This is a genomic window from Streptomyces sp. NPDC057249 (assembly GCF_042669245.1).
In the GTDB taxonomy this organism is placed as follows: domain Bacteria; phylum Actinomycetota; class Actinomycetes; order Streptomycetales; family Streptomycetaceae; genus Streptomyces.
In genome coordinates, this window is sequence record NZ_JBHUXS010000006.1 from 70,778 (window position 1) to 96,523 (window position 25,746).

Annotated in this window: 25 protein-coding genes; 11 read left to right on the plus strand and 14 right to left on the minus strand. The window is 73.2% G+C overall.

The features are described from left to right. Positions 1-82: 82 nt before the first annotated feature. The 4 genes from ectB (at position 83) to ACFUJY_RS13170 (ending at position 3,815) form a co-directional block, all read left to right on the plus strand. A complete protein-coding gene (gene ectB / locus ACFUJY_RS13155; protein ID WP_383298190.1) occupies positions 83-1,345 on the plus strand; it encodes a diaminobutyrate--2-oxoglutarate transaminase in 1,263 nt (420 codons plus the stop codon). Between the two features lie 51 nt (positions 1,346-1,396). Beyond that, on the plus strand, positions 1,397-1,795 hold the full coding sequence (locus tag ACFUJY_RS13160) for an ectoine synthase (protein WP_164404377.1): 399 nt from the start codon (positions 1,397-1,399) through the stop codon (positions 1,793-1,795). A gap of 4 nt (positions 1,796-1,799) precedes the next feature. Continuing rightward, positions 1,800-2,693: an ectoine hydroxylase gene (thpD, locus tag ACFUJY_RS13165; RefSeq protein ID WP_383298191.1), complete on the plus strand. Its 894-nt coding sequence runs from the start codon at positions 1,800-1,802 to the stop codon at positions 2,691-2,693. A 99-nt stretch (positions 2,694-2,792) separates the two neighbouring features. Beyond that, positions 2,793-3,815, plus strand: coding sequence for a VOC family protein (locus tag ACFUJY_RS13170; RefSeq protein WP_383298193.1), 1,023 nt, complete (start codon positions 2,793-2,795; stop codon positions 3,813-3,815). A 1-nt stretch (position 3,816) separates the two neighbouring features. Here ACFUJY_RS13170 and ACFUJY_RS13175 read toward each other — a convergent pair whose 3' ends face one another. The 5 genes from ACFUJY_RS13175 to ACFUJY_RS13195 form a co-directional block, all read right to left on the minus strand. Next, positions 3,817-4,878 (minus strand): aminotransferase class V-fold PLP-dependent enzyme, encoded by a 1,062-nt coding sequence (locus ACFUJY_RS13175; RefSeq protein WP_383298194.1) that lies wholly within the window; start codon positions 4,876-4,878, stop codon positions 3,817-3,819. Positions 4,879-5,019: 141 nt separating this feature from the next. Beyond that, positions 5,020-5,739: a DsbA family oxidoreductase gene (locus tag ACFUJY_RS13180; RefSeq protein ID WP_383298196.1), complete on the minus strand. Its 720-nt coding sequence runs from the start codon at positions 5,737-5,739 to the stop codon at positions 5,020-5,022. 114 nt (positions 5,740-5,853) lie between these two features. Beyond that, the gene (locus ACFUJY_RS13185; RefSeq protein ID WP_383298197.1) at positions 5,854-6,342 is read right to left on the minus strand and encodes a GNAT family N-acetyltransferase; all 489 of its coding nucleotides are present in this window, start codon (positions 6,340-6,342) and stop codon (positions 5,854-5,856) included. Between the two features lie 49 nt (positions 6,343-6,391). Next, positions 6,392-6,997 carry a DUF1349 domain-containing protein gene (locus ACFUJY_RS13190; RefSeq protein ID WP_383298198.1) on the minus strand — a complete coding sequence of 202 codons (606 nt, stop codon included), beginning with the start codon at positions 6,995-6,997 and terminating at the stop codon, positions 6,392-6,394. Further along, positions 6,994-8,514 carry an aldehyde dehydrogenase (NADP(+)) gene (locus ACFUJY_RS13195; RefSeq protein WP_383298199.1) on the minus strand — a complete coding sequence of 507 codons (1,521 nt, stop codon included), beginning with the start codon at positions 8,512-8,514 and terminating at the stop codon, positions 6,994-6,996. Before ACFUJY_RS13195 ends, ACFUJY_RS13190 begins: the two co-directional genes overlap by 4 nt. Positions 8,515-8,683: 169 nt before the next feature. On the opposite strand from ACFUJY_RS13195, the gene ACFUJY_RS13200 reads away from it, so the two are divergent. From ACFUJY_RS13200 to ACFUJY_RS13230, 7 genes are all read left to right on the plus strand, one after another. Then, a complete protein-coding gene (locus ACFUJY_RS13200) occupies positions 8,684-9,454 on the plus strand; it encodes an IclR family transcriptional regulator (RefSeq protein ID WP_383298201.1) in 771 nt (256 codons plus the stop codon). 87 nt (positions 9,455-9,541) lie between these two features. Further along, complete coding sequence (locus ACFUJY_RS13205) at positions 9,542-10,510, plus strand: hypothetical protein (protein WP_383298203.1); 969 nt, start codon at positions 9,542-9,544, stop codon at positions 10,508-10,510. After that, positions 10,507-11,772 carry a sensor histidine kinase gene (locus ACFUJY_RS13210; RefSeq protein ID WP_383298204.1) on the plus strand — a complete coding sequence of 422 codons (1,266 nt, stop codon included), beginning with the start codon at positions 10,507-10,509 and terminating at the stop codon, positions 11,770-11,772. The genes ACFUJY_RS13205 and ACFUJY_RS13210 overlap by 4 nt, the downstream gene beginning before the upstream one ends. Beyond that, positions 11,769-12,428, plus strand: a complete 660-nt coding sequence (locus tag ACFUJY_RS13215; RefSeq protein WP_383298206.1) for a response regulator — start codon at positions 11,769-11,771, stop codon at positions 12,426-12,428. Before ACFUJY_RS13210 ends, ACFUJY_RS13215 begins: the two co-directional genes overlap by 4 nt. A 100-nt stretch (positions 12,429-12,528) precedes the next feature. After that, on the plus strand, positions 12,529-13,974 hold the full coding sequence (locus ACFUJY_RS13220; protein ID WP_383298207.1) for a penicillin-binding transpeptidase domain-containing protein: 1,446 nt from the start codon (positions 12,529-12,531) through the stop codon (positions 13,972-13,974). 94 nt (positions 13,975-14,068) lie between these two features. Beyond that, positions 14,069-14,638, plus strand: a complete 570-nt coding sequence (locus tag ACFUJY_RS13225; protein ID WP_383298209.1) for a SigE family RNA polymerase sigma factor — start codon at positions 14,069-14,071, stop codon at positions 14,636-14,638. Then, the gene (locus ACFUJY_RS13230; protein WP_383298211.1) at positions 14,635-15,345 is read left to right on the plus strand and encodes a hypothetical protein; all 711 of its coding nucleotides are present in this window, start codon (positions 14,635-14,637) and stop codon (positions 15,343-15,345) included. The genes ACFUJY_RS13225 and ACFUJY_RS13230 overlap by 4 nt, the downstream gene beginning before the upstream one ends. A gap of 24 nt (positions 15,346-15,369) precedes the next feature. Here ACFUJY_RS13230 and ACFUJY_RS13235 read toward each other — a convergent pair whose 3' ends face one another. The 9 genes from ACFUJY_RS13235 to ACFUJY_RS13275 all read right to left on the minus strand — a co-directional run bounded on the left by ACFUJY_RS13235 (position 15,370) and on the right by ACFUJY_RS13275 (position 25,674). Then, positions 15,370-16,461, minus strand: coding sequence for a pectinesterase family protein (locus ACFUJY_RS13235; RefSeq protein WP_383298212.1), 1,092 nt, complete (start codon positions 16,459-16,461; stop codon positions 15,370-15,372). A gap of 68 nt (positions 16,462-16,529) precedes the next feature. Continuing rightward, positions 16,530-17,879, minus strand: a complete 1,350-nt coding sequence (locus tag ACFUJY_RS13240) for a polysaccharide lyase family 1 protein (RefSeq protein ID WP_383298213.1) — start codon at positions 17,877-17,879, stop codon at positions 16,530-16,532. Positions 17,880-17,939: 60 nt separating this feature from the next. Continuing rightward, the gene (locus ACFUJY_RS13245) at positions 17,940-18,761 is read right to left on the minus strand and encodes a rhamnogalacturonan acetylesterase (protein WP_383298214.1); all 822 of its coding nucleotides are present in this window, start codon (positions 18,759-18,761) and stop codon (positions 17,940-17,942) included. A 109-nt stretch (positions 18,762-18,870) separates the two neighbouring features. After that, entirely contained in the window at positions 18,871-20,205 is a 1,335-nt protein-coding gene (locus tag ACFUJY_RS13250) for an ABC transporter substrate-binding protein (RefSeq protein WP_383298216.1), read from the minus strand. Between the two features lie 82 nt (positions 20,206-20,287). Beyond that, positions 20,288-21,829, minus strand: coding sequence for a family 43 glycosylhydrolase (locus ACFUJY_RS13255; RefSeq protein WP_383298218.1), 1,542 nt, complete (start codon positions 21,827-21,829; stop codon positions 20,288-20,290). Next, on the minus strand, positions 21,826-22,653 hold the full coding sequence (locus ACFUJY_RS13260; protein WP_383298220.1) for a PmoA family protein: 828 nt from the start codon (positions 22,651-22,653) through the stop codon (positions 21,826-21,828). The genes ACFUJY_RS13255 and ACFUJY_RS13260 overlap by 4 nt, the downstream gene beginning before the upstream one ends. Next, a complete protein-coding gene (locus ACFUJY_RS13265; protein WP_383298222.1) occupies positions 22,650-23,825 on the minus strand; it encodes a Gfo/Idh/MocA family protein in 1,176 nt (391 codons plus the stop codon). Before ACFUJY_RS13265 ends, ACFUJY_RS13260 begins: the two co-directional genes overlap by 4 nt. A gap of 5 nt (positions 23,826-23,830) precedes the next feature. After that, complete coding sequence (locus ACFUJY_RS13270) at positions 23,831-24,748, minus strand: carbohydrate ABC transporter permease (protein WP_383298223.1); 918 nt, start codon at positions 24,746-24,748, stop codon at positions 23,831-23,833. Beyond that, a complete protein-coding gene (locus ACFUJY_RS13275) occupies positions 24,745-25,674 on the minus strand; it encodes a carbohydrate ABC transporter permease (RefSeq protein ID WP_383298225.1) in 930 nt (309 codons plus the stop codon). The genes ACFUJY_RS13270 and ACFUJY_RS13275 overlap by 4 nt, the downstream gene beginning before the upstream one ends. Positions 25,675-25,746: the final 72 nt, after the last annotated feature.

Sequence of the window (25,746 nt, forward strand, 5' to 3'; positions counted from 1 at the left end):
CGCGCTTCCCCCGCCGGGCCGCCGGCCCGCCGCAGCTTCCTTCAACGCCGCCCGTCACACCACCTCACGCAGGAGACCCGCTGTGACCATCACCCCGCCCGCTCTCAGTGTCTTCGAAACCCTGGAATCCGAGGTCCGGAGCTACTGCCGCGGCTGGCCCGCCGTGTTCGACCGCGCCCAGGGCGCCCGGCTGACCGACGAGGACGGCCACTCGTACCTGGACTTCTTCGCCGGCGCGGGCTCGCTCAACTACGGCCACAACAACCCGGTGCTCAAGCGCGCGCTGATCGACTACATCGAACGCGACGGCATCACGCACGGCCTCGACATGGCGACCACCGCCAAACGCGCCTTCCTGGACACCTTCCAGAACGTCGTGCTCCGCCCCCGCGACCTGCCGTACAAGGTGATGTTCCCCGGCCCGACCGGCACCAACGCGGTCGAGTCGGCGCTGAAGCTCGCCCGTAAGGTCAAGGGCCGCGAGTCCGTCGTCTCCTTCACCAACGCCTTCCACGGCATGTCGCTCGGCTCGCTGGCCGTGACCGGCAACGCGTTCAAGCGGGCCGGTGCCGGCATCCCGCTGGTGCACGGCACGCCGATGCCGTTCGACAACTACTTCGACGGCCAGGTCCCCGACTTCCTCTGGTTCGAGCGGCTCCTGGAGGACCAGGGCTCCGGCCTCAACCACCCGGCCGCCGTGATCGTGGAGACCGTCCAGGGCGAGGGCGGCATCAACGTGGCCCGTGCCGAGTGGCTGCGCGCGCTCCAGGACCTGTGCCACCGCCAGGACATGCTGCTGATCGTCGACGACATCCAGATGGGCTGCGGCCGTACCGGCGGCTTCTTCTCCTTCGAGGAGGCCGGCATCACGCCGGACATCGTGACGCTGTCGAAGTCCATCAGCGGCTACGGACTGCCCATGTCGCTCTGCCTGTTCAAGCCGGAGCTGGACGTCTGGGAGCCGGGCGAGCACAACGGCACCTTCCGCGGCAACAACCCCGCGTTCGTCACCGCCGCCGCCGCGCTGGACGCCTACTGGGCCGACGGCCAGATGGAGAAGCAGACGCTGGCCCGCGGCGAGCAGGTCGAGCAGACGATGCTGGCCATCTGCGGCGAGCACGAGAGCGCCCGGTTCCGGGGCCGCGGGCTGGTCTGGGGCCTGGAGTTCGAGGACCCGGCGCGCGCCACCGCGGTCTGCGCCCGCGCGTTCGAACTGGGGCTGCTCCTTGAGACCTCCGGCCCGCAGAGCGAGGTCGTGAAGCTGCTGCCGCCGCTCACCATCACGCCCGAGGAGCTGGACGAGGGCCTGCGCACGCTGGCCCGTGCCGTCCGGGAGACCGCCTGACGGCCCGGACCGCACACCTCACCTTCGTAGAGAGAAAGGCATCGAACCACCGTGATCGTCCGATCGTTCGCCGACGTCGAGAACACCGACCGGCATATCAAGGCCGCCTCCGGAACCTGGGAGAGCAAGCGCATCGTGCTCGCCCAGGAGAAGGTCGGCTTCTCGCTCCACGAGACCACGATGTACGCGGGGACCGAGACGTCGATGTGGTACGCGAACCACATCGAGGCCGTCCTGTGCGTCGAGGGCGAGGCCGAGCTGACCAACGACGAGACCGGTGAGAAGCACTGGATCACGCCGGGCACCATGTACCTGCTCGACGGCCACGAGCGCCACACGATGCGGCCGAAGTCCGATTTCCGCTGCGTCTGCGTCTTCAACCCGCCGGTCACCGGACGGGAGGAGCACGACGAGAACGGTGTCTACCCACTGCTGACCGAGGAGGGCTGAACCCATGACCACCGACGTACGCACCGACCTGTACCCCTCGCGCGGCGCCGCCGAGATGACCACTCCCCGACAGGACCCGGTCATCTGGTCCGCGCCGGGCGCGCCGGGTCCCATCACCGCCCAGGAACTCCAGGGCTACGAGCACGACGGCTTCCTGACCGTCGACCAGCTGATCACCCCGGACGAGGTGGCCGGCTACCACGCCGAGCTGGAGCGGCTGATCGCCGACCCCGCCGTCCGCGCCGACGAGCGCTCCATCATCGAACCCAAGTCGCAGTCCGTACGGTCGGTCTTCGAGGTCCACCGGATCAGCGAGGTCTTCGCCCGGCTGGTCGCCGACGAGCGGGTGGTGGGCCGGGCCCGCCAGATCCTCGGCTCGGACGTCTACGTCCACCAGTCGCGGATCAACGTCAAGCCCGGGTTCGGGGCTTCGGGGTTCTACTGGCACTCGGACTTCGAGACGTGGCACGCGGAGGACGGTCTGCCGAACATGCGGACGGTGTCCGTGTCGATCGCGCTGACCGAGAACCACGACACCAACGGCGGGCTGATGATCATGCCCGGTTCGCACAAGTCGTTCCTCGGCTGCGCGGGTGAGACGCCGAAGGACAACTACAAGAAGTCGCTCCAGATGCAGGACGCGGGCACCCCGTCCGACGAGGCGCTGACGAAGATGGCCGACCGGCACGGCATCAGGCTGTTCACCGGCAAGCCCGGTTCGGCGACCTGGTTCGACTGCAACGCCATGCACGGCTCGGGCGACAACATCACGCCGTACCCGCGCAGCAACGTGTTCATCGTGTTCAACAGCGTGGAGAACACCGCGCAGGAGCCGTTCGCGGCGCCGGTCCGCCGCCCGGAGTTCATCGGGGCGCGCGACTTCACCCCGGTGAAGTAGGTCCCGGCAGGGCCTTGGGGAGGGTGGTACGGGAGACCGTGCCACCCTCCCCGGCGTATCTCGGTGGACCGGGGCGGGACCGACGGCGACAGTGAACGCATGACATCCCACGTACAGCACATCACCGTCGACTGCGCCGACGCCTACGCCCTGGGCACCTTCTGGTCGGCCGTGCTCGGCGCACCGCTCTCCGACGAGGACCACCCCGGCGACCCCGAGGCCCTGGTCGAAGCGCCGGGCGCCGCCCTCCTGTTCGTCACCGTGCCGGACCGCAAGCGGACCAAGAACCGCGTCCACCTGGACATCCAGCCCGAGGACCGCACCCGGGACGAGGAGGTCGAGCGGCTGCTGGCCCTCGGCGCCACCCTGGTCGCCGACCACCGCAAGCCGAACGGACGGGGCTGGGCGACGCTGGCGGACCCGGAGGGCAACGAGTTCTGCGTGGAGTGCGGCGCCGCTGAACGGGCCGCGCTCACCGGTACGCGGCTGCCGGTCACCGCGGACGACGTGGAGCGGGCGGTCCGGCTGGCGGTCGACACGCTCGCCGGCGCGGCGGGGGACGACTGGCGCGTCCCGGCCGGCCCGCTGACGTGGGACTGCTGGGAGACCGCGGAGCACCTGAGCGACGACCTGTTCGCGTACGCCGTCCAGCTCGGCCCGCGTACGCCGTCGCTGGAGAGCGGGGTGCCCTACCACTGGAGCGCCCGGCGTGAGGGCGGCCCGTGGAACACGGTCTTCGCGGACCCGGACGCGGGCGTGGCGGGGCTGCTCCGGACCGTGGAGGCGAGCGGCGCGCTGCTGGCCGCGATGGTCCGTACGGCCTCCCCGGCCACCCGCTCGTTCCACAGCTACGGGGTCTCCGACCCGGAGGGCTTCGCGGCCATGGGGGTCGTGGAGACCCTGGTGCACGCCCATGACATCGCCGCGGGCCTGGGCGTCTCCTGGGAGCCGCCCGCCGGGCTGTGCGACCGGGCGCTGGCCCGGCTCTTCCCGGAGGCGCCGGACGACAAGGACCGGTGGGCCGTGCTGCTCTGGTGCACCGGTCGCGCCGAGCTGCCCGGCCGCGAGCGGGTGACGTCGTGGAAGTGGCGCAGCGCCCCGCCGGCGGCCCCGCGGGACTGAGTCAGCGGGCGAGCACGTCGAGCGCGCGGTCCACGTCCGCGTCGGTGTTGTAGAGGTGGAAGGACGCGCGCAGATTGCCGGCCCGGCCGGCGACCAGCACCCCGGCCCGCTGGAGCTCCGGTGCCCGGTCGCCGAGGCCGGGCACCGCGACGACGACGGTGTCCGCCGGGACGGTCGGGTGCCCGAGGGCCGCGACCCCGGTGCGGAAGCGGTCCGCGAGCTTCAGGGCGTGGTCGTGCAGGGCGTCGATGCCGATCTCGTGGAGCAGGGCGAGGGAGTGTTCGGCGCCGTGGTACGCGAGGAAGGCCGGGGGCTCGTCGTAGCGGCGGGCGTCGGCGGCCAGCTCGGTGACGGGTCCGTAGGTGCTGTTCCAGGTGTCCTGGGCCGCCACCCAGCCCGCGAAGACCGGCTTCAGGTGCTCCTGGGCCTCCTCGGTGACCGTGAGGAACGAGGTGCCGCGCGGGCAGAGCAGGTACTTGAAGCCGCCGGTGACCGTGTAGTCGTAGGCCCCGGCGTCCAGCGGCAGCCAGCCCGCGGACTGGGTGGCGTCCAGCAGCGTGCGGGCGCCGTGGGCGGCCGCGGCGGCCCGGACCGCGTCCAGGTCGGCGCGCCGGCCGTCGGCGGACTGCACCGAGGAGAGGGCGACCAGCGCGGTCCCCGGACGCACCGCCCCGGCCAGGTCCTCCAGCGGCACGTAGCGCGTCCTGAAGTCGCCCCGGACCGAGAACGGGCTGACGACTGAGCTGAACTCTCCTTCGGGAGCGAGCACTTCGGCGCCCGGCGGCAGGGAGGCCGCGATCAGGCCGACATGGGCGGCGACCGAGCCGCCGACGGCCACCCGGTCCGCCCCGACGCCGACGAGCCGCGCGAATCCCGCACGGGCCCGGTTCACCGCTTCGAAGTCCCCGGAGCCGTCCCGGCGGCCGGAGGCGTTCTCCTCGGCCAGGGCCTTCACCGCGTCGACGGTGCGGCGGGGCAGCAGCCCGCAGGTGGAGGTGTTGAGGTAGGTGGTCTCGGGCGCGAACTCGGCGGCGACGGCACGACTGAGCGGAGAGATCGTCATGCCTTCAGCGTGAACCTTCGCCGACCTGGGGTCAATTGACAGAATTTCACGGAAAACCCCAAGCGATGCTTATGTATCCGGCATCCGGGGTGCGGGCGCGGGCCGGGACGCGGGCCGCCGGGAGCGGCCCGCGTGGCCGGGTCAGGCGTTCCGGGCCGCCGCTCCGGGGACCTCGCAGGCCCCGTCGGCGTCGCAGGCCGCCGCGTCGGCGGCCGCAGTCACCGGGCGGTCCTTCCACGCCTGTTCCAGCGCCTGGGTGAAGACCTCGGCGGGCTGGCCGCCGGAGATGCCGTAGCGGCGGTCGAACACGAAGAACGGCACCGCGTTGGCGCCCAGCTCGGCCGCCTCCTGCTCGTCGGCCCGCACCTCCTCGGCGTACGCCTCGGGGTCGGCGAGCACCGCGCGCGCCTCGTCGGCGTCGAGTCCCGCCTCGACGGCCAGGGCCAGCAGGACGGCGTCGTCGAAGACGGACCGCTCCTCGGCGAAGTTGGCCCGGTAGGCGAGGGTCAGGAGCTCGTCCTGGCGGCCGCGGGCCCTGGCCAGGTGCAGCAGGCGGTGGATGTCGAACGTGTTGCCGTGGTCGCGTCCCTCGGTGAGGTAGCCGAGCCCTTCGGCCCGGGCGTTGGCCGCGACGTTGGCCTCCATCGAGCGGACTTCGTCGGGGGTGCGCCCGTACTTCCGCGCCAGCATGTCGGTGACCAGCTCGGTGTCGTCCTTGGCGCGGCCGGGGTCGAGCTCGAAGGAGCGGTGCACCACCTCGACGTCGTCGCGATGGGCGAAGCCCGCGAGACCCTTCTCGAAACGGGCCTTTCCGACATAGCACCAGGGGCAGGCGATGTCGCTCCAGATCTCGACGCGCATGACTTTTCTTCTCTCCGGACTCTTCGACGGCTGCGGCAGGGCGCGGAGGCACCCTCCGCTCCCCGCCCCAACGTATGCCGGGCCCGCGCCATTCCCGCGCCGCCCCCCCTGCCCTCAGGGGCGCCCGGGCGCTTCCGGCACCGCGAGGCGCAGCACCAGATGGTCGCCGTGCCGGGGCGTCTCCGGATCGGCGACCCAGCCGCACGCCGCGTAGAACGCCTGGGCCCGCTCGTTGGGCTCGAAGACCTCCAGGCGGGCCCGCGTCACGCCGCGCCGCTGCCAGTCGGCGAGGCACGCGCGGTGCAGGGCGCTGCCAACCCCCTCGCGCCAGCGCGCCGGGGAGACGTGGAGCTGGGTGAGGTACGTCCACCCGTCGCGCACCGAGTGGGCGGCGATGCCGACGAGGGCGCCGTCCTCCTCGGCGACGAGCACGGTGGCGTCCTCCCGGTCCACCGCGCGGGCCCAGCCGTCCCAGGCCCGGCCCACCTCGGCCGGACCCGCGTACTCCTCCTCGGCGAGATGCCCGCTGTAGTAGGTGGCCCTGGCCTCGGTGTGCAGGGCGACTATCGCGTCGAGGTCGTCCCGCTTCGCTGTACGGATCATGGTGGGGAGGACGTACGGTCCGGGGCGTCGGTTCCGCCGCCCCGGACCGTCAGCTGCCGTCGCGCAGGTTGGTCAGGCCCTCCGGCCGGAAGGAGATCCGGTCGAAAACCACCTCGCAGCCCTCGCCCGTCGGCGACTGGGCGAGGAAGCCGACGGAGGCGGTGGCCGCCTGCTCCGGGGTGCCGAGCGTGAAGACGCGGACGAAGGTCCACTTCTCGCCGTCGGCCGAGGCGTGGAACGCGAAGGCGCTCCCCGTACGGCTCAGACGCAGCCAGTGCGTGTCGCCGTCCACGACGGAGGAGTTGACGTCGTCGGAGTGGCCCCGGGTGACCACCGTGCAGACGGTCGGGCGTTCCGGGGACAGCTCCAGGCAGAGCTTGGCCCATTCCCGGTCGCCGGCGTGGAGGTAGAGCACGCCCGCGTCGAAGGCGGCGGCGAAGCCCACCTTCACCCGGGCGGTCAGCCGGAAGTCGCCCGCCGGGGCGGCGCCCAGCAGCCGGGGCGCGTCGCTCGCCGGTTCCAGGCTGTCGCCGCCCGGCGGGACGAAGCGGTCCTGGCGGGCGCCGGCGCGCGCGGTGAGCACGCCGTCCTCGTACGCCCAGCCGCCGTCGGGGCCGTACGGCCGGAGCGCGAAGGGGAGTTCGGGGAGGTTCACGCGGGGGCTCCGTTCACGCGGCGGGGCAGGTTCAGCGGGTTGGCGTCGCGCAGCTCGGGCGGGAGGAGCGCGTCGGGGGTGGTCTGGTAGCTGACCGGGCGCAGCCAGCGTTCGATGGCGGTGGCGCCGACCGAGGTGGAGGTGGAGGTGGTGGCCGGGTAGGGGCCGCCGTGGTGCTGGGCCGGGGCGACGGCGACGCCGGTCGGCCAGCCGTTGACCAGGACCCGCCCGGCGAGCGGGGTGAGGGCGGCGAGGAGGTCCGCCGCGCCGCCTCCGGCCTCCTCGGTGGCGATGTGGAGGGTGGCGGTGAGGTTGCCGGGGAGGCGGGTCAGGACGGCGGTGGCCTCGTCCTCGGAGGCGTACCGGGCGACGACGGTGACGGGGCCGAAGCACTCCTCCAGGAGCGCGTCGTGCGGGCCCTCGGCGGCCAGCGTGCGGGCCGGGACGGTCAGGAAGCCGGCCGCGACGGTGTGCTCGCCGCCCGCGCCGGGGGTGACGGGGGCCTCCACCCCGGGGAGCGCGGTGCGCTCGGTGACCCCGGCGAGGAAGGCGTCGCGCATGCGGTGGTCGAGCAGGACCCCGGCCTCGGTGTCGCTGACGGCCTCGGTGAGCGCCTTGAGCAGGCGGTCGCCGCCCTCGCCCTCGGGTGCCAGGACGAATCCGGGCTTGGTGCAGAACTGGCCCGCGCCCATGGTCATCGAACCGGCCAGGCCCGCGCCGATCTCCTCGCCGCGCTCGGCGGCGGCGGCCTCGGTGACGACGACGGGGTTGAGGGAGCCCAGCTCGCCGTGGAAGGGGATGGGGGCGGGGCGGGCGGCGGCGGCGTCGAAGAGGGCGCGCCCACCGCGCACCGAGCCGGTGAAGCCGGCGGCGGCGACGAGCGGGTGGCGGACGAGGGCGACGCCGGCGTCGAAGCCGTGGACGAGGGTGACGACGTCCTCGGGCAGCCCGGTGCGCGCGGCGGCCCGGCGCAGGATCGACGCGCACAGCTCGGAGGTCGCCGGGTGGTCCGGGTGGGCCTTGACGACGACGGGGCAGCCGGCCGCGAGGGCGCTGGCGGTGTCGCCGCCGGGGACGGAGAAGGCGAGCGGGAAGTTGCTGGCGGCGTAGACGGCGACGACACCGAGCGGGATCTTGTAGCGGCGCAGGTCGGGCCAGGGCGGGGTGCGGGTGGGGTCCGCGTGGTCGATGTGGATGTCGAGGTAGGCGCCCTCGTCCACCACCTCGGCGAAGGCCCGCAGCTGGGCCGCGGTGCGCGCCAGCTCGCCGGTCAGCCGGGCCGGGCCGAGGGCCGTCTCGGCGTCGGCGGCCTCGACGACCTGCTCCCCGGCCTCGGTGAGCAGGTCGGCGGCCGTACGCAGGAACGCGGCGCGTGTGACGCGGTCGGCGAGGGAGTCGCGTACCGCGTGAGCGGCTCGGACCGCGCGGTCGACCTCCTCCGCTGTGGCCTCCACCGCAACCTGCTCGCGCGGGTTCCCGGTGCGGGGGTCGACGCTCCAGACTGGTGCTGCTGCCACCGTGTTTCCTTCCGCTCCACTGCCGCACATCAGAAGTCGTCCGGTATAAGCTGTTCGGTATTCTGAACAGCGTTCCTGAACGTGAATGTGAAGCGACTCTATTTCCGGGCGTTCGGTGTTGGCAAGAAGTCGCAGGGTTTCGTCGGCGGGGTGAAAGGGGCACAGGGCGATGTCGGTTCCCGAGTCGGGTGGGGCACAGGTCAAGTCCGCGGTACGGACGGTCGAGCTGCTGGAGTACTTCGCCGGGCGGCCCGGCATGCACTCGCTCGCCGCGGTCCAGGAAGCGGTCGGCTACCCGAAGTCCAGCCTCTATATGCTGCTGCGCACCCTGGTCGAGCTGGGCTGGGTGGAGACCGACGCGACGGGCACGCGCTACGGGATCGGCGTACGGGCGCTGCTGGTCGGCACCTCGTACATCGACGGCGACGAGGTCGTCGCCGCGGCCCGCCCCACGCTCGACCGGCTCTCCGACGACACCACGGAGACCATCCACCTGGCCCGGCTCGACGGCACCAACGTGGTCTACCTGGCCACCCGTCAGTCCCAGCACTACCTGCGCCCCTTCACCCGCGTCGGCCGCCGGCTGCCCGCGCACTCCACCTCGCTCGGCAAGGCGCTGCTCGCCACCTACGGCGACGAGCAGGTCCGCAAGATGCTGCCCGAGACGCTGCCCGCGCTCACCGAACACACCCTGACCGACCGCGAGAAGCTCATCGAGGAGCTGCACCAGATCCGCGAGCAGGGGTACGCGGTGGACCGCGAGGAGAACACGCTGGGGCTGCGCTGCTTCGGGGTCGCCGTCCCGTACCGCACCCCGGCCCGGGACGCCATCAGCTGCTCGGTGCCGGTCGCCCGGCTCACGCCCGCGCACGAACAGCTGGTCAAGGACGCGCTGTTCGACGCGCGCGACCGGCTGACGCTCGCCACCCGCAGGCTCTGACGCCCCGGCCCGTCTCCCCCGCGCGGCGGAGGCGGATCGTCGCCGGGCAGGACGTGCCCGGACGCGCCGCCCGGCAGCGTGGGGGCCATGACCTCCGTCTCCGCGCGCACCGCGCTGCGCACCGTCGCCATCGTGTCCTGTCTGCCGTACATCACGCTCAAGACCGCCTGGGTGGCGGGCAGCCGGATCGGCATCCCGGACGGCAGCGGGCTGCTGGACCACCGCGCCCTGATGGCCGTCGCCAACGGCGGCTCGGTGCTGATGGACGGCGCGGTGGTGGTCCTGGCCCTGCTGCTCACCCGGCCGTGGGGACGGCGGGTGCCGGCCTGGCTGCTCGTGCTGCCGGTGTGGACGGCGACCGGGCTGCTGCTGCCGATCATGACCGGCTATCCGGCGCAGCTGCTGGTCCGGACGCTGGGCGGGAGCACCGGCGGCGCGGAGGCCGCGGGCGGCCGGCCGTACCTGAGCGAGTGGGTGTTCGGTGTCGTCTACGGCGGCTTCATCCTCCAGGGCCTGTCCCTGGGTGCCCTGTTCGCACTGTACGCCCGCGACCGCTGGGGCCACCTCTGGCGGGGCACGCCGGGCGAGCTGCCCGCGAGCCCGACCGCCCCCGCGCTGCGGGTCGCCGCCGTCGCCGCCTCGCTGCTGGCCCTGGCGCCAGGCACCGCGCATCTGCTCTGGGCGGCGGGCTCGACGGCCGGCCTCAGCCCGAACCGGGCAGCCGGGCGGGACAGCGGTTTCTACGTGCTGGAGGCGGTGTTCGCGCTGTGGGTCGCGGTCGCCGTGGCCGGGGTCCTGCTGCTGGCCTTCCGCCGGCCGGCGCTGCCGCTGCGGGTGCCGCTCGCGCTGGCCTGGGGAGGGTCCGGGGCGACGGCCTGCTGGGGCGGCTGGCTCTGCCTGGGCTCGCTGAACCCGGCCGCGGAGGCCGCGGAACGGGCCACCCCCGGGATGGTGCTCACCTACGCTGTGCAGATGCTGGTCGGAACGCTGGTGGTGACCCTCGGCGCGTACTTCCTCGCGGAGCGCGCGGCCGGTTCGCGGGGCGCCTCGGCATGACCCCGCTGACCACCCGGCTCGTGGGCCGGCGCGCCCGGCTGCGCTGGCTGCACCTGATCATCGGCGGTGCCCTGCTGATGCCGTACTTCCTCGTCGGCACGGTGGTCGTCGGCCTGTACGCGCCCGGCACCAACGCCTTCACCTCGCTCTCCGCCCAGTTCTCCGCCTTCGGTTACGCCCTGCCGATGGCCGCCGTCACCGCGCTGCTGCCGACCGCCCGGCCCCTCTCGGTGGCCGCCGCCCGCGCCCTGTGCGGCCCGGCCCCGGACCGGCCGCTCGCGGACGGGCCCGCCGCCTCCCGGCAGGCGCGGGTGCGCTCGGCCGCCTGGTTCACGCTGCATGTGGGGCTGGGCGGGATCATCAGCGGGATGACCCTGGCGCTCGTCCCGTTCGCGGTCTGCGTGATGGCGCTGCCGTTCGTCCCGGCCCTGCGCGAATCCGCCGCCCGGGACGTCGGCCCGGCCCTGGACCACCCCTGGCTCCTGGCCGTCGCGCCCCCGGCCGGGGCGGCCATGCTCGTCGCGCTGGCGGGGTGCGCGGCGGCGGCCGGGGCGCTGCTCGCGGACCGGGCTCCGGTGCTGCTCGGCCCGACCCCGGACGACCGGCTCGCCGTCGCCGAGCGCCGGGCCGCCGAGCTGGCCGTGCGCAACCGGCTCGCCCGGGAGCTGCACGACTCGGTCGGCCACGCGCTGAGCGCCGTCACCCTCCAGGCGGGAGCCGCCCGCCGGGTCCTCGACAGCGACCCCGAGTTCGTCCGGCAGGCGCTCACCGCGATCGAGGAGACCACGCGGCGCACGGTCGGCGAACTCGACGCGGTGCTCGGCCTGTTGCGGCAGGACGTCGAAGGACCCGGCGCGCTCGCGGGCCCCGGGCTCGACGCGCTCGGCGGGCTGCTCGCCCGGTGCGGGGTACCCGTGCGCTACGAGGCGGACGGCGACCCGGGCACGGTCCCCGGGCCCGTCTCGGCCGAGGCGTACCGGATCGTGCAGGAGGGCCTGAGCAACGCACTGCGGCACGGCGTACCCGGGTCGCCGGTGCGGCTGCGGCTCGGCGTCGGCCGCCGCGAGCTGACGCTCGTCCTGGACAGCGCGCGCCCGCCCGGGCCCCCGGCCGTCCGCCCCGGCGGCGGACGCGGCCTGACCGGCGTCGCGGAACGCGCCCTGCTGTTGGGCGGCGCCGCCGAGGCCGGCCCCCGCGACGACGGCGTGTGGCGGCTGGCCGCCCGCCTCCCCCTGCACGCCCCCGCGAAGGAGCCACGATGAGCACGCCGGTCCGGATCGTCCTCGCCGACGACGAACGCATGGTGCGCACCGCGCTGCGGGCCATCCTGGACGCCGAGGACGGCCTGGAGGTCGTCGGCGAGGCGGCGACCGGTGCCGAGGCGGTCTCCGTGGTGCGGGCGCTGCGGCCCGACGTGGTGCTGATGGATGTGCGGATGCCCGAGACGGACGGCATCCGGGCCACCGAGCAGATCCTGGCCGGTCTCGACCCGGCCCCGCGCGTCGTGGTCGTCACCACCTTCGAGCACGACGCCTATGTGTACGAGGCGCTGCGCGCCGGGGCGGCGGGTTTCCTGCTGAAGCGGGCGGCGGCCGAGGAGCTGGTGCAGGCGGTCCGGCTGGTGGCGTGCGGCGACTCGCTGCTCTTCCCGGCCGCCGTGCGGCAGCTCGCCGCCGCGTACGGGTCGCCCGCGCCGGCCCCCGCCCCGCCCTGGGCCGCGCGGCTCACCGAGCGGGAGGCGCAGGTGCTGCGGCTGATCGCGGCGGGGCTGACGAACGCGGAGATCGCGGACCGGCTGGCGGTGGGCGCGGCGACGGCCAAGACGCATGTGGCGGCGGTCCTCGCGAAGACCGGGGCCCGGGACCGTACCCAGGCGGTGATCACGGCGTACGAGTCGGGGTTCATCACGCCGGGCTGAGCCCGTACGGCCGTGCACGCCGTGGTCACCGTATGAGGAATCGGTGAGAAGCGGCACAACCGGGAACGCCACGCCGGACGCCGCTCGTCACCCAAGCGGGATGAACAAGACGATAAGGCGCGCCTCGGTCTTCTGCCTGCTGCTGGTCCTCGCCCTCCTCGGGCGGGCGACCTGGGTGCAGGCGTACCAGGCCAAGGCGCTCGCAGACGACGACCACAACCGGCGGAAGATCATCGCGCAGTACGCGCAGCCGCTGGGCGACATCATCGTGGCCGGTACGCCGGTCACGGGCTCGAAGCGGACGGAGGGCAGCGATCTCGCGTACAAGCGCACCTACCGGCAGGGCGGCCTCTACTCCTCGGTGACCGGCTACAGCTCGCAGGCGTACGGTTCGACACAGCTCGAAGGGATCTACAGCCATGTGCTGGACGGCACCGACGACCGGCTGAAGAGTCCGCTGGGCGTGCTGACCGGGAAGCGGTCCGCGCCCGGGGACGTGGTGACGACGATCGATCCGGACGTCCAGAAGGCGGCGAGCGACGCGCTCGGCGACGACAAGGGCGCGGCCGTGGCGATCGACCCGAGGAGCGGGCAGATCCTGGGCATGGTGTCCTCCCCGTCGTACGACCCGTCGGACATCAGCGGCACGAATGACGGCGACACCTGGAAGAAGCTGCTCGACGACTCGGACAAGCCGCTCGTCAACCGCGCCCTGCGGCAGCCGCTGGCGCCCGGTTCGACGTTCAAGCTGGTCGTGGCGGCGGCGGCGCTGGAGAACGGGCTGTACGGCTCCGTGGACGAGCCGACAAAGAGCCCCGTGCCGTACACCCTGCCGGGCACCAGCACTCCGCTGCCGAACGAGAGCGCGTCCGCGCCCTGCGAGAACGCCTCGCTGCGCGTCGCCCTCCAGTACTCCTGCAACAACGTCTTCGGCAAGGCCGCCGCCGACCTGGGCCAGGACAAGGTGCGGGCGATGGCGGAGAAGTTCGGCTTCAACGACGAGAAGCTGGACGTGCCGGTGCGGGCGTCCAGGAGCGTGTACCCGACGGACATGGACAAGCCGCAGACGGCGCTGACGGGCATCGGCCAGTTCGAGGTGACCGCGACCCCGCTCCAGATGGCGATGGTCTCGGCCGCGCTCGCCAACGGCGGTGAGCTGGCCGCCCCGCACATGGTGTCGAAGGTGACCGACGGGGACGGCGGCACGCTGCAGGACTTCGCGGACGGCGACACCGAGCGGATCGTCTCCGAGGAGACCGCGAAGCAGCTGCGCAGCGCGATGGTGACCGTGGTGGAGAAGGGCACCGGCACCAACGCCCGGATCGCCGGGGCCGAGGTCGGCGGCAAGACGGGCACCGCCGAGAACGGCGTGGACAACAGCAACACGCCGTACGCCTGGTTCACCTCGTACGCGAAGTCCGGCGGCCAGGAGGTCGCGGTCGCGGTGGTCGTGGAGGACTCCGGTTCGACCGCTTCGGAGGTCAGCGGCAACGGGCTCGCGGCGCCGGTCGCCAGGAAGATGATGGAGGCGGCGCTGCGGCGGTAGGTCCTGCCCCGTCGAAGCGCTTGCGATACGCTCTCGCCCCGGCGGGGGCGTATCCGGACGGGCCGGGCGTGCGAGCGCAGGGGACGAGGTAGCCGTGGGCACAGCAGTCGACGATGCCGCCGCCGAGTTCCACGCGTTCTTCGAGGCGCATTACGCGGAACTGGCCCGCCTCGCCCATCTGCTGACCGGTGAGGCGGATGCCGCCGACGACCTCGCGGCCGACGCCCTGCTCGCGCTCTGGCACCGCTGGGACCGGGTCCGCGAGGCCGGGCACCCGGTGGCGTACGCACGGGGCGTGGTCGCCAACCTGGCCAGGACGCGCATCCGCAGCGCGGTCCGCGAGCGCCGCCGGATCGCCCTGTTCTGGGCGCCGCGCGGCGGCGGGGACGAGGGGGCGGCCGACGGGCCCGACGTGCCGGCGGTGGTGGACGTGCAGGAGGCGCTGCGGCGGCTGCCGTTCCGCAAGCGGGCCTGTGTGGTGCTGCGGCACGCCTTCGACCTCTCGGAACGGGACACCTCGCTGGTGCTGGGGATCTCGGTGGGTACGGTGAAGAGCCAGACCTCGCGTGCCGTCGCGGAACTGCAGCGGCTGCTGGGACCCGAGACGCCCGCCGTGCGGGTCCGGGCGGCCGTCGCGGCGCAGCGCAGCGGAGGAGAACGGTGAAGGACGAGGAGCTGCCCCGGCGGCTGCGGGAGGCCGCCGAGGCCCACCGCCCCGACCGGGCCCGGATGCTGGCCCGGATCGAGCGCGGGATGGCGGACGGCGGCCCGGCGCCCCGGTCCGTGCGTCCGCCGCGCGCGGTGCGTCCGTGGCTGCGGGTGGCCGGGGCGACGGCGGCGGTCTGCGGGGTGCTGGCGGCCGGCGCGTTCGCGGTCACCTCGGCGGGCGACGACGACCGGGCGCGCGGCGGCCCGGTGGCCTCGGCGCCCTCCCCCGCCGCGAGCACCCCGGCCGCCCGGGGCGGGCTGCGGCCCGAGGACGGACCGCTGTGGACCGGCGGCGTGGTCGACCCGCACTCCAACGCGTACTGGGCGCAGAGCAACGTCACGCTGCGGACCACCGAGCCGCTGTCCGCGCTCACCGTGGAGCTGCGGGTCGCCCTGACGGGCGGGGTGAACAGCACCGGCTCCTGGCGTTCCCTGCCCGAGCCGGACTTCACCGTGTCGGTGAACGAGAGCGGCGGCTATCTGGTCTACCGGTGGACGCTGCGTGCCGGGCGGAGCGTCCCGGCCGGCACGCACACGTTCGCCGGGCAGTACAACCACGCGGAGGGCGACCGGGACGCCACCGGCGACTACGTGACCGCGCGCGCGGTCCGCGCCTCCGGCGGGAAGGCGTCGGTGGGCGACTACTTCGGGCGTTCGCGCTGACCGGGGCCCGATCCGGGGAAGGCGCTACGGCCGCCAGTCCCCGAACCACGCGGCCGGGGTGTGCTCCCGCGCCTCGGCCGGGGTGAGCTGCGGCCGGTTGGCCGGGACGGTGACGCGTGCGCCGGGGCCGGTGTTGCGGTACTCCGCGAACCGCTGGTCCTGCCAGGGGAAGCCGGCCGACATGGTGCCGTACGGCTCGTCCGTGTCGATGCCGGCGCCGAGGTGGCTGTCGCGCACGGTCAGCATCGGGTGCGCGGTGGGGTCCGAGGACGGCACCCAGGGGCGGGCCAGCTTGAAGTACCCGTCGGGGGCCGTGCTGGTGACGCGGGAGCGCAGGACCAGGAAGCCGTGCGGGTCGGCCCCGGCGGTGCTGGGCGCGAAGACGAAGCCGTGGGGCGGCCCGGCCAGGTCGGTGCGGGCCAGGGTGCGGAAGTGGCAGCGGTCCAGGACCGCCGACGCGCGGCCGAAGACGAAGTCGACGTCCCCTTCCACGTAGCAGTCGCGGTAGTACTGCCGGGCGAAGACGGCGAGCGACGGGGAGTCCGCGTACAGCGTGTCCTGGTGGCCCAGGAAGCGGCAGCCGGTGAACGACGAGCGGTCGCCGGTCACCTTGACGGCGACGGCCTGGGTGCCGGTGTAGTCCGGGTGGTCGGCGCGCAGCCAGTCGTTGGCGAAGGTGAGGTGGCGGGCGGTGAGTCCGGCGGGCCGGGCGGTGACGGTGGCGGACCCGCTGGTGCCGTAGGTGCCCGAGCCGTCGGGGCGCGGGGTGCCGTTGGCGTTGTCGTACACGATCACCGTGTCGCGCGGGTCGCCGCTCGCGCCGATGAGGGTGAGGCCGGTCCGGTCGGCCGGGATGTCGACGGTCTCCCGGTAGGTGCCGGGGGCGATGACCAGAGTGCGTCCGGTGCCGGTGGCCGCGTCCACGGCGGCCTGGACGGTGGTGTGGTCGCCCCGGCCCCGCGCGTCGACGTACAGGGTGGCGCGGCCGAGGCGGCGGGCGGGTGAGCCGTAGCGGCCGAAGGGGCGCCCGTGCGCGAGGGCGGGCGGGGCGGTGAAAAGGGCGAGTGCGGTGGTGGAGCCGGCGAGGAGGGCCAGCGCGGTGCGGCGGGTGGGCATCGGTACTCCTTTGCGGGGGCGGCCTCCGCCGGCGCCGTGCGGGCGCCGGCGGAGGATGGGGGCGGCTGTCAGGCGCCGGGCAGCCGGCCCGCGCCCGCGCCGAGGCCCACGACGAGCGGCACCAGCAGCGGGTGGTCGACCCGGTTGCGCAGGGTGGGTGTCCAGCCGGCGCCCGTGGTCAGCTGCTCCCCGGGGACGCCCGCGTTGTGGACGGCGATCAGGTCGGTGCGGCGGCCGTTGACCCAGTTGTCGGCGGCCGTGAGCGAGGACTCGGACCACTTCTTGAGGATCTTCGCCTTGTCGAACTCGCGGCTGAGCGAGAACGCGTTGTGCTCCGCGACCAGGTGGGACTCGGCGCCGATGCCGTACGAGTAGCCGTAGACGCTGCCCTTCGTGGCGACGAAGTGGTTGTTGTACGAGTCGACCTGGCCGAAGCGGACGCGGGGCGCGCGCTCGTTGAGGTCCTTGAACAGGTTGTGGTGCAGGGTGACGCGGAGCTTGCCCCGGTCGGTCTCCCCGGCCTTGTCGCTGTTGCCGATGAGCATCGTCTTGTCGTGGTCCTTGAGGACGTTCCACGAGGCCGTGACGAGGTCGGCGCCCTTGACGATGTCGAAGAGCCCGTCGTGCTGCTGGTACAGCTCGTCGAAGTAGCGGGGCTGGTCGGCGTCGGGGCGGTCCCCGTCGCTGAAGGTGTTGTGGTCGACCCAGACGTGGTCGGAGCCGTAGACGACGAGGTTGTCGTACTCGGAGTTCCAGTGGCCGGTGTCGCCGTCGGTCGGGTCCCACTGGGGGAAGCAGTCGTAGGTGTCCTTGAAGCTGATGTTGCGGACGATGACGTTGGAGACGTTCTGGATCTGGATGGACGCGCCGATCACCTCGGCGTCCCTGCCGACGCCGATCAGCGTGGTGTTGGACGGCACGTAGACGTTGACGGCGGCCTTCTGGAGCTTGGCGGAGGCGAGCCGGGCGTCCTCCATCGGCCCGGCGGGGACCTCTTCCCGGCCCCAGGTCTCGGGGTCGTAGGCGGCGAGGTACTTGTCCAGGGTGTAGCCGTCCGTCTGGTACGCCTCGCAGTCGATCGGGTTGCCCTCGGCGTCGGCGTTGCCGTGGACGGTCCCGGCGATCCGGACGATCTTCGGCGCGTCGCCGGCGTCCTCGAAGGCGGCGATGAGTTCGGCGCGGTTGTGGACGGTGTAGACGTGGTCGGGCGTCGCGGCGGCACCGCCGGTGGTGGACCCCTCGGCGGCGGCCCAGCCGTCACCGTCGGCGAGGACGGCGCGCTCGATGCCCTTCTTCTTGCCGTGCGGGTGCGGGGCGGCCTGGGCGGGGATGCTCAGGGCGAGGGCCAGGGAGGCGCAGCCCATCGTGACGGCGATGGCGCGGGCGCGGTTCCGGCGGGCAAAAGTGCGTGTGGGCATGACAAATCCTCGGTTCTGGTGCGGGACCTGTGTAAGGGGAACGAGGGGGTGGCGCGGGCGTCAGGGGGCCGGCGGCCAGCTGATCCACGTCTCGGGTACGTGTGCGCCGAGCCGGCGCAGTTCACGCGGGGCGAGCACGCGTGCGTCGAGCAGCGCGCGGGCCGTCATCCGGGCGACCTCGACGGCACCGGCGGGCCGGAAGTGGGTGTTGTCCTGCCGCCCGTCGGGGTAGTTGGGGGACTCGCCGGGCTCCAGCCAGTTGAAGTACGCCTCGGTGCCGTCGGGTCCGAGTTCCTGCCAGCGGGCGAGGGTGCGCGCCTGCAGGTCGAGCAGGGGCACCCGCTCCTCGGCGGCCAGGGCGCGCATGGCGGCCGGGTACGCGCCGTGGGTGGGCCTGGCGGTGCCGTCGGCGGCGAACCTGCGACGCTCGACCGGGGTGATCAGCACGGGCCGGGCGCGCCGGGCGCGGGCCTCGGCGATGTACTGGCGCAGGTGGTCCTGGTAGGTGGTGTACGGGTCGGTGCCGCGCGCCGGGTCCGTCGTCTTCTCGTCGTTGTGGCCGAACTGGATCAGCAGGAGGTCGCCCGCGCGGACCCGCTCCAGCAGGGCGGCGAGCAGGCCCTCGTCGATGAAGCTCTTGGAACTGCGGCCGTTCATGGCGTGGTTGGCCACGGTGAGCCCGTGCCCGAGGAAGAACGGCAGGGCCATGCCCCAGCCGGTCTCGGGGGCGGCGTCGGCGTATTTCTGCGCGGCGGTCGAGTCGCCCGCGATGTGCACGGTGCGGGTGCGGCGGGCGGCGCCGTGCGCCGTCGCCGGGGTGGCGGCGAGCGCCAGGGGCAGCGCGGCGAGGGCCGCCGCGGTCTGCCTGCGGGTCAGTGACACGGTGGAACTGCCTCTCTCGTGGGTGGGTACGCAGAAGGGCAGGGACTGCGGGGCGGGGCGGGCCGCCCGACGGCGGTCCCGCCACCGGCCCCGCGCCGGCGGGAGCGGGTCAGCCCTCGCTCCGCTCCTTCCACTCCTTCTGGGCCGCGTTCAGCTCGTCGGCCATCTTGTCCAGGAACGCCTTGGCCGTGACCTTGCCGAGCAGCAGCTTCTGGAACTCCGGCTCGTTGTCGGCCTTGCTGATGTTGTTCCAGTCGGGCAGGTAGTACGGCAGCTGCACGATCTTGGTGGAGCCGTCGGTGAGGGCCTTCGCGGCCAGCTCGGTCGGCGCGGCCTCGCTGATCCACGGGTCCTTGGCGGCCTCGGTGTTGGCCGGGATGGCGCCCGCGGACTCGTTCCACTTGCTGTTCGACTCGTGCGAGGCGGCGAACTCGATGAACTTCCAGGCGGCCGTCTTGTTCTTGCTCGCCTTGAACAGGCCGAGGCCGTCGACCGGGTTGGAGACCTGGACGCGGGTGCCGCCGTCGCCGATCGGGTTGGGTATGCCGGCGAACTTGTCCTTGCCGAGGGCCTTCAGGTGGTCCTGGTAGGAGCCGAGGTTGTGGCTCAGCATGCCGATGGTGCCGGTGTCGAACTGGGCGACCATCTTGGTGAAGTCGTTGTTGACGTCGGCGGACGGCGTCGTCTTCTTGTAGAGGGCGACGTACTTCTCCAGCGCCGCCACGTTCTTGGGGTCGTTGAGGGTGGTCTTGTCGCCGTTCCAGAACTCGGTGATGCCCGACTGCCCGTACGCGGCGTCGACGGCCTGGGCGATCGAGCCGGCGCCGCCGCGGATGGTGTAGCCGAACTTGTTGTGCTTGGCGTCGGTCAGCTTCTCGGCCGCCTCGTAGAACTTCGCCCAGGTGGTGGGCGCTTCGAGCCCGGCCGCCTTGAAGAGGTCGGTGCGGTACCACAGCGCGCCGTTGTTCGCGGAGGTCGGCACGGTGTACATCTCGTCGCCCCGGCCGGCCGCGTCCTTGACGCTCTCGACCATGCCCTCGACGAGCTTGCCGCTCAGCGAGGAGTCCTTGATCCGGTCGCCCAGCGGTTCCAGGGCGTCCTGCGAGACCATGTTGGCCAGGTAGGCGGTGCCGACGCCGCCGACGTCCGGCACTCCGCCGCCCGCGATGGCGGTGTCGTACTTGGACTGCACGTCGGCGATCGGGATCGGCACGTACTTGACCTTGATGTCCGGGTACTTGTTCTCGAAGTCCTTGATGATCTCCTTCCAGACGGCGGTGCGCGGACCGCCGTTGTTGTCCCAGAAGGTGATCTCGCCCTTGCCGCTGCCCTCGTTGCCGCTGTCGCTGCCGTCGTCGCCGCACGCGGTCGCCGTCAGGGCGAGCACCGCCGCGAGGGAGACGGCGGCCGTGGCGCGCCCCCGCTGCGTCTTCGAGATGTTCATGATCGGCTCTTCTCTCTCGGTTCTCTCGGGTCTCTCGGGTCGTACGCGTGCATGGGGGGTTGCGCGCCGGACGGTCGTCCGGTCACGCCGTTACGTGGAAGCCGGTGAAGCGGGCGGTCCCGGCCGGGCCGGTCCCGGGCGGCGCGGTGGCGAACAGTCCGAGCAGCGCGCCGACCCAGCGCCACGGGGTGGCGGCGAAGACCTGCCCGGAGGGCTGGAACCCGGCCCCGTCCCCGGTGTCGGCGAGGAAGCGGCACCGGGCGCCGGGCGCCACCTCGATCCGCAGCCGCGCCGTGCCCGAAGGCGCCGGCCTGGCGTGCCCGGCGTCGCGCTCGGCGGCGGCGGTCGTCTCTGCGAACCGGTGCACCAGCCGCACCCCGCCCTCCGCCTGCCGTTCGAGGCCGATCCAGGAGTACGCGTCCCCGAGCACGGCGAACCCCGCCCTCGCCCCGGGCGCCTCGCTGTCCAGGGCCAGTCCGACCTCGGCGGTGAACGTCTCGGCGGGCAGCCGCTGGACCAGTACGTGGGGCAGGAGCCGCAGGTCGTGCGCGTCCTGGGCCGGTACGCAGCTCAGCCGCAGCCCGTCCCCGGCGTGCTCGACGGTCCAGCCGGGGCGCGGGTTCGCCGTCCACTGCCACTGCCTGCCGTACCGGCCGCCCGGGAAGCCGTCGTCGCAGGCCGGGGCCTCGACGGGCTGGGCGGGCAGGGCGGGCCTGCGGTGCGTGGCGACGGGTCGGCCGGCGTCGCCGATGACCGGCCAGCCGTCCTCGTCCCAGCGCATCGGCTGGAGGTGCACCACCCTTCCGTACGCCCCGCGCTCCTGGAAGTGCAGGAACCAGTCCTCGCCGGACGGGGTGGTCACCCAGCCGCCCTGGTGCGGGCCGTTGACATCGGTGCCGCCCTGGGCGAGGACGACGCGTTCCTCGTACGGGCCGAAGAAGTCGCGGGAGCGGAAGGCGCCCTGCCAGCCCGTCGCGACCCCGCCCGCCGGGGCGAGTATCCAGAACTCGCCGCCGCGCCGGTAGAGCTTGGGGCCCTCCAGGGTGAACCAGCCGGGCAGCGTGTCGGCGTCGATCAGGGTCGTGCCGCCGTCGAGGAGTTCCCGGCCGTCGGGGCTCATCCGGTGGCCGGTGAGCCGGTTCTTGATCCCGGAGCGGGACTTGGCCCAGGCGTGCACGAGGTACGCCTCGCCGGTCTCCTCGTCCCACAGCGGGCACGGGTCGATCAGTCCCCGCCCGGCCTTCACCAGGTGCGGCGCGGTCCACGGGCCGCGGATGTCCTCGGCGCTGATCTGCTGGATGCCGTGGTCGGGGTCGCCCCAGAAGATCCAGAACCGTCCGGCGTGGTGCCGCAGCGAGGGCGCCCACACCCCGCAGTCGTGGCGGGGCACCGAGAATTCGGCGGCGGGCTCCAGGCGGTCCAGGGCGTGCCCGGTCAGCGTCCAGTTGACGAGGTCGCGGGAGTGGAGCAGCGGCAGCCCGGGGGCGCGGCCGAAGCTGGAGGCGGTGAGGTAGAAGTCGTCGCCGACCCGGATGACGTCGGGGTCGGACCAGTCGGCGTTGAGGACCGGGTTGCGGTAGGTGCCGTCGCCGAGATCGGCGGTCCAGGGGGGCCGGGCGCTCACGCGGTCACCGCCCGGCGGACGAGGGCGGCGGCGCCGGCCCGGTCGAGCCGGCCGTCCGCGACGACGGTGACGATCCGGCGCACGACGGTGGCGCCGGCCGGGACGGGCAGCCGTTCGGCGGCGGCGAGGGAGGAGCCGACGCCCGGGTACTCCGTGGTCCGCACGAACCACGGGTCGCGGCGGGTCTCCTCGGTGGCCCCGGCGAAGACCAGGGACCAGCCGTCGCCGCAGAGCGCGACCCAGTCGGCGGCCCGCCCGTGCACCGCCTCCTCGCCGTCCGCCGTCGGGCCGAACACGGCGGGCGCGGCCGGCTCCTTGGGGGCGCGCCAGAAGAAGCCGCCGTATCCGGCGCCGGGGCGGCCGTTGGTGGCGGGGCTGCCGATCGACAGGTCGCCGGGGCCGGGGTTGGTGAGCGAGAAGGAGAAGTCCAGCGCCCAGGCGGTGTCCGAGAGGGCGGTGGCGGCCACCGTGCGGTGCTCGCGCAGCAGTTCGCCGCCGCCGGCCTCCCAGCCGAGCTCCTCCACGAAGCCGTCCGGGTCGCACAGCTTCCAGCCGAGGTGGCGCTGCGTTCCGTGGTTGTCGAGGACGGTGGGCCCCTGGCCCCGGACGAAGGTGCGCCCGCCCCAGAAGTTGTGTCCGGAGACGTCCGGGACGGCGACGGAGGCGCCGAGGTGGTGGATGTGGTCGGCCGGGCGCTCCTCGGTGACGGGGGTGCCGGCGAGGGTGGTGACCGGGTGGAGGTAGGGGCGTCCCGCGTCGGTGGGGATGTAGGTGTAGCGGCCGACGGGGCGGCCGGCGCAGCTGAGCAGGGCGGTGGTCGTCATGAGGAGGTCACCTCGCTGAGCGCCCAGGGGGCGCCGAGTTCGGAGAAGAGTGCGAGGGTCTCGGCGCCGGACGCGACCAGGGCGTCGATGCCGCGCACCACCCGGCGGGTGGCGCCGGTGCCGGGCACGGGGGCGGTGTGCCAGGCGTCGGACGGCAGGGGGCGCGGTTCGGGCGCGGTCCGTACGGCCTCCACGACCTCCATGAACGCGCCGGTGCGCTCCGGTGGTACGAGGAGCGGGGTGCCCTCCGTCAGGTGGGCGACCAGGTTCTCCAGGAGGTCGGTGCGCCCGTGCACGGTTTCCAGCGGGCCGTGTCCGGCGCGCTGGACGAGGACGCGGTCCTGCTTGTACCAGAAGGTGATGCGGCCGCGGTCGCCGTGGACGATGACGTACGGCTCCCCCGCCTGTTCCGCGCAGAGGGTGACGGCGGCGGTGACGGGCGGCCCGGACGTGGTGGTGACGCGTACGCAGGAGGTGTCGTCGGCCTCGATGTCGTGGGCGCGGAAGAGCTCGGTGTCGATGGCGGTGACGTCCTCGGCGGTGGTCCCGGCGAGTTCGAGGGCGGTGGCGACGGCGTGGGCGAGCGGGTTGGTGAGGACGCCGTCGACCACGTCGGTGTCGCCGATGCGGCGCCGTCCGGCCCAGGGCGCGCGCCGGTAGTAGGCGTCGTCGCGGACCCAGGCGCCTGCCGCCGCGTACCCCCGGACGGTGCCGATGGCGCCGGTGGCGACGAGTTCCCGGATGGCGGGGACGGCGTGCGAGCCGAAGGACTGGAAGCCCACCTGGCAGGCGGTGCCCGCGTCCCGCACCCCGGCGAGGATGCGGTCGAAGTCGGCGCGGGTGGCGGCGGGCGGCTTCTCCAGGAGGAGGTGCACGCCGCGCCCGGCGGCGGTCAGGGCGAGGGCGGTGTGGGTCTGGATGGGGGTGCAGACGACGGCGGCGCGGGCCCCGGTGGAGTCCAGGAGGGCGCCGAAGTCGGCGGACTGCTCGGGGGGGTCGTCCGCGAAGGCGTCGAGTTCGGTGGCGTCGAGCGGGGTGAGCTCGCAGATGCCGGCGAGGCGGACGAGGCCCCGGTGCTGGAGGCGGCGGATGTTGGCGAGGTGCCAGCGGCCGTGGCCCCGGGCGCCCGCGAGGACGATCGGTACCGGGGGCGTGGGGGGCAGCGTGGTCATGTCCGTCACCCCTTCACGGCGCCGGCGCTGAAGCCGGTGATCAGCCACTTCTGGATGAAGGCGAAGACGATCACCACGGGCACCGCGGCGATCACCCCGCCCGCGGCGAGTGCGCCCAGGTCGACGCTGTCCGCGCCGATGAGGGTGTTCAGGCCGACCGGGATCGTCTGCTTGTCCTGCTCGCTGAGGAACATCAGGGCGAACAGGAAGTGGTTCCAGCTGTGCACGAAGGCGAACGAGCCGACGGCGATCAGCCCGGGGCGCAGCAGCGGCAGCACGACCGCGCAGAAGGCCCGGAAGCGCGAGCAGCCGTCCACCCAGGCGGCCTCCTCCAGGGAAGGCGGCACGTTCTTGATGAATCCGCTGATCAGGATGATGGAGAGCGGCAGTTGGAAGACCGTCTCGGCGATGACCACACTGCCCAGGGAGTTGATCATCTGAAGGTTCTTGAAGATCTCGAAGAGCGGGACGAGCATCAGCGCGCCGGGGATGAACTGCGAGCAGAGCAGCGCCAGCATGAAGCCGTTCTTGATCTTGAAGTCGAACCGCGCGAGGGCGTAGCCGCCCGCCAGGGCGACCAGGGTCGTGGCGACCAGGGTGCAGACGCCGACGATCATGCTGTTCTGGAAGAAGACGGCGAAGCTGCGTTCGTTCCAGACCTTGGAGAAGTGCTCCCCGGTCATCGGCCACGGCACCAGCGAGGTGGAGCCCGCGGGCCGTACGGCGAAGAGGAACATCCAGTAGAACGGGACGAGCGTGAAGATCAGGTAGATGCCCAGGGGTACGTAGATCTGCCAGCGCGGTACGTCGTCGAAGGCGCGTTCGCGGCCGGACCCGCGGCGGGGCGTGGCGGGCGGCGGGCCCTCGGGGGCGGCCGGCCGTGCGGCGTGGGTGCCGTTCTTCTCGGCGAGGGCGGCAGTCACTTGTGGTCGCCTCCGAACTTGCTCAGGCGCAGATAGACGATCGAGCAGAAGAGGAGGATCACGAAGGCGACGGTGGTGAGTGCGGAGGCGTAGCCGAAGTCGTGGCCCTCGATGCCGGTGTTGGCGACATAGAGCGGCAGGGTGGTGGTCTCGCCGGCCGGTCCGCCGCCGGTGAGCGTGTAGAGCAGGTCGACGTTGTTGAACTCCCAGACCCCGCGCAGCAGCGTGGACAGGATGATCGCGTCCCGCAGATGGGGCAGGGTGATGTGGAAGAACTGCCGCATCCGTCCGGCGCCGTCCACGGCGGCCGCCTCGTACAGCTCCTTGGAGACGGACTGGAGGTCGGCGAGGATGAGGATGGCGAAGAAGGGGACGCCGCGCCAGAGTTCGGAGACGGTCGCGGCCCAGAAGACGGTGCCGGTGTCGGAGAGCACCGAGGTGCCGTACTCGCCGATCCCGGCGTCCGCGAGGTAGCGGCTGAAGCCGGTCGAGGAGTTGTAGAGCAGAATCCAGATGGTGCTGGTCAGCACCCCGGAGACGGCCCAGGGCGAGAAGACCATGGCGCGGGAGATGCCCCGGCCGACGAAGGTCTGGTTGACGATCAGGGCCAGCGCGAGCCCCAGCGTGAGCTGGAGCGCGACCTGCACGAAGACCCACTGGGCGCTGAAGCCGAGCGTCGTCCAGAACTGGTCGTCCTCGGTGAAGATCCGGGTGAAGTTGTCGAAGCCGGCGAAGCCGTTCCGCCACGGCTTGGTGACGTTGTAGTTCTGCAGGCTGTAGTAGAAGACGCTGACCACCGGGTAGGCGATGAAGCCGAGCATCAGCAGCCCCGCGGGGGCGATCAGCAGATACGGCAGCCTGCGGGGGCTCGCGGAGCGGCGCCTGGGCACCTTGGGCGGTGTGGCCGCGGCGGAGGCTTGGGCCATGACACGTCTCCGTTCTCTCTGTACGGGGGTGCGGGTCGTGCGGTGTTGCGCGGCGGAGCCGGTGGTGCGTGT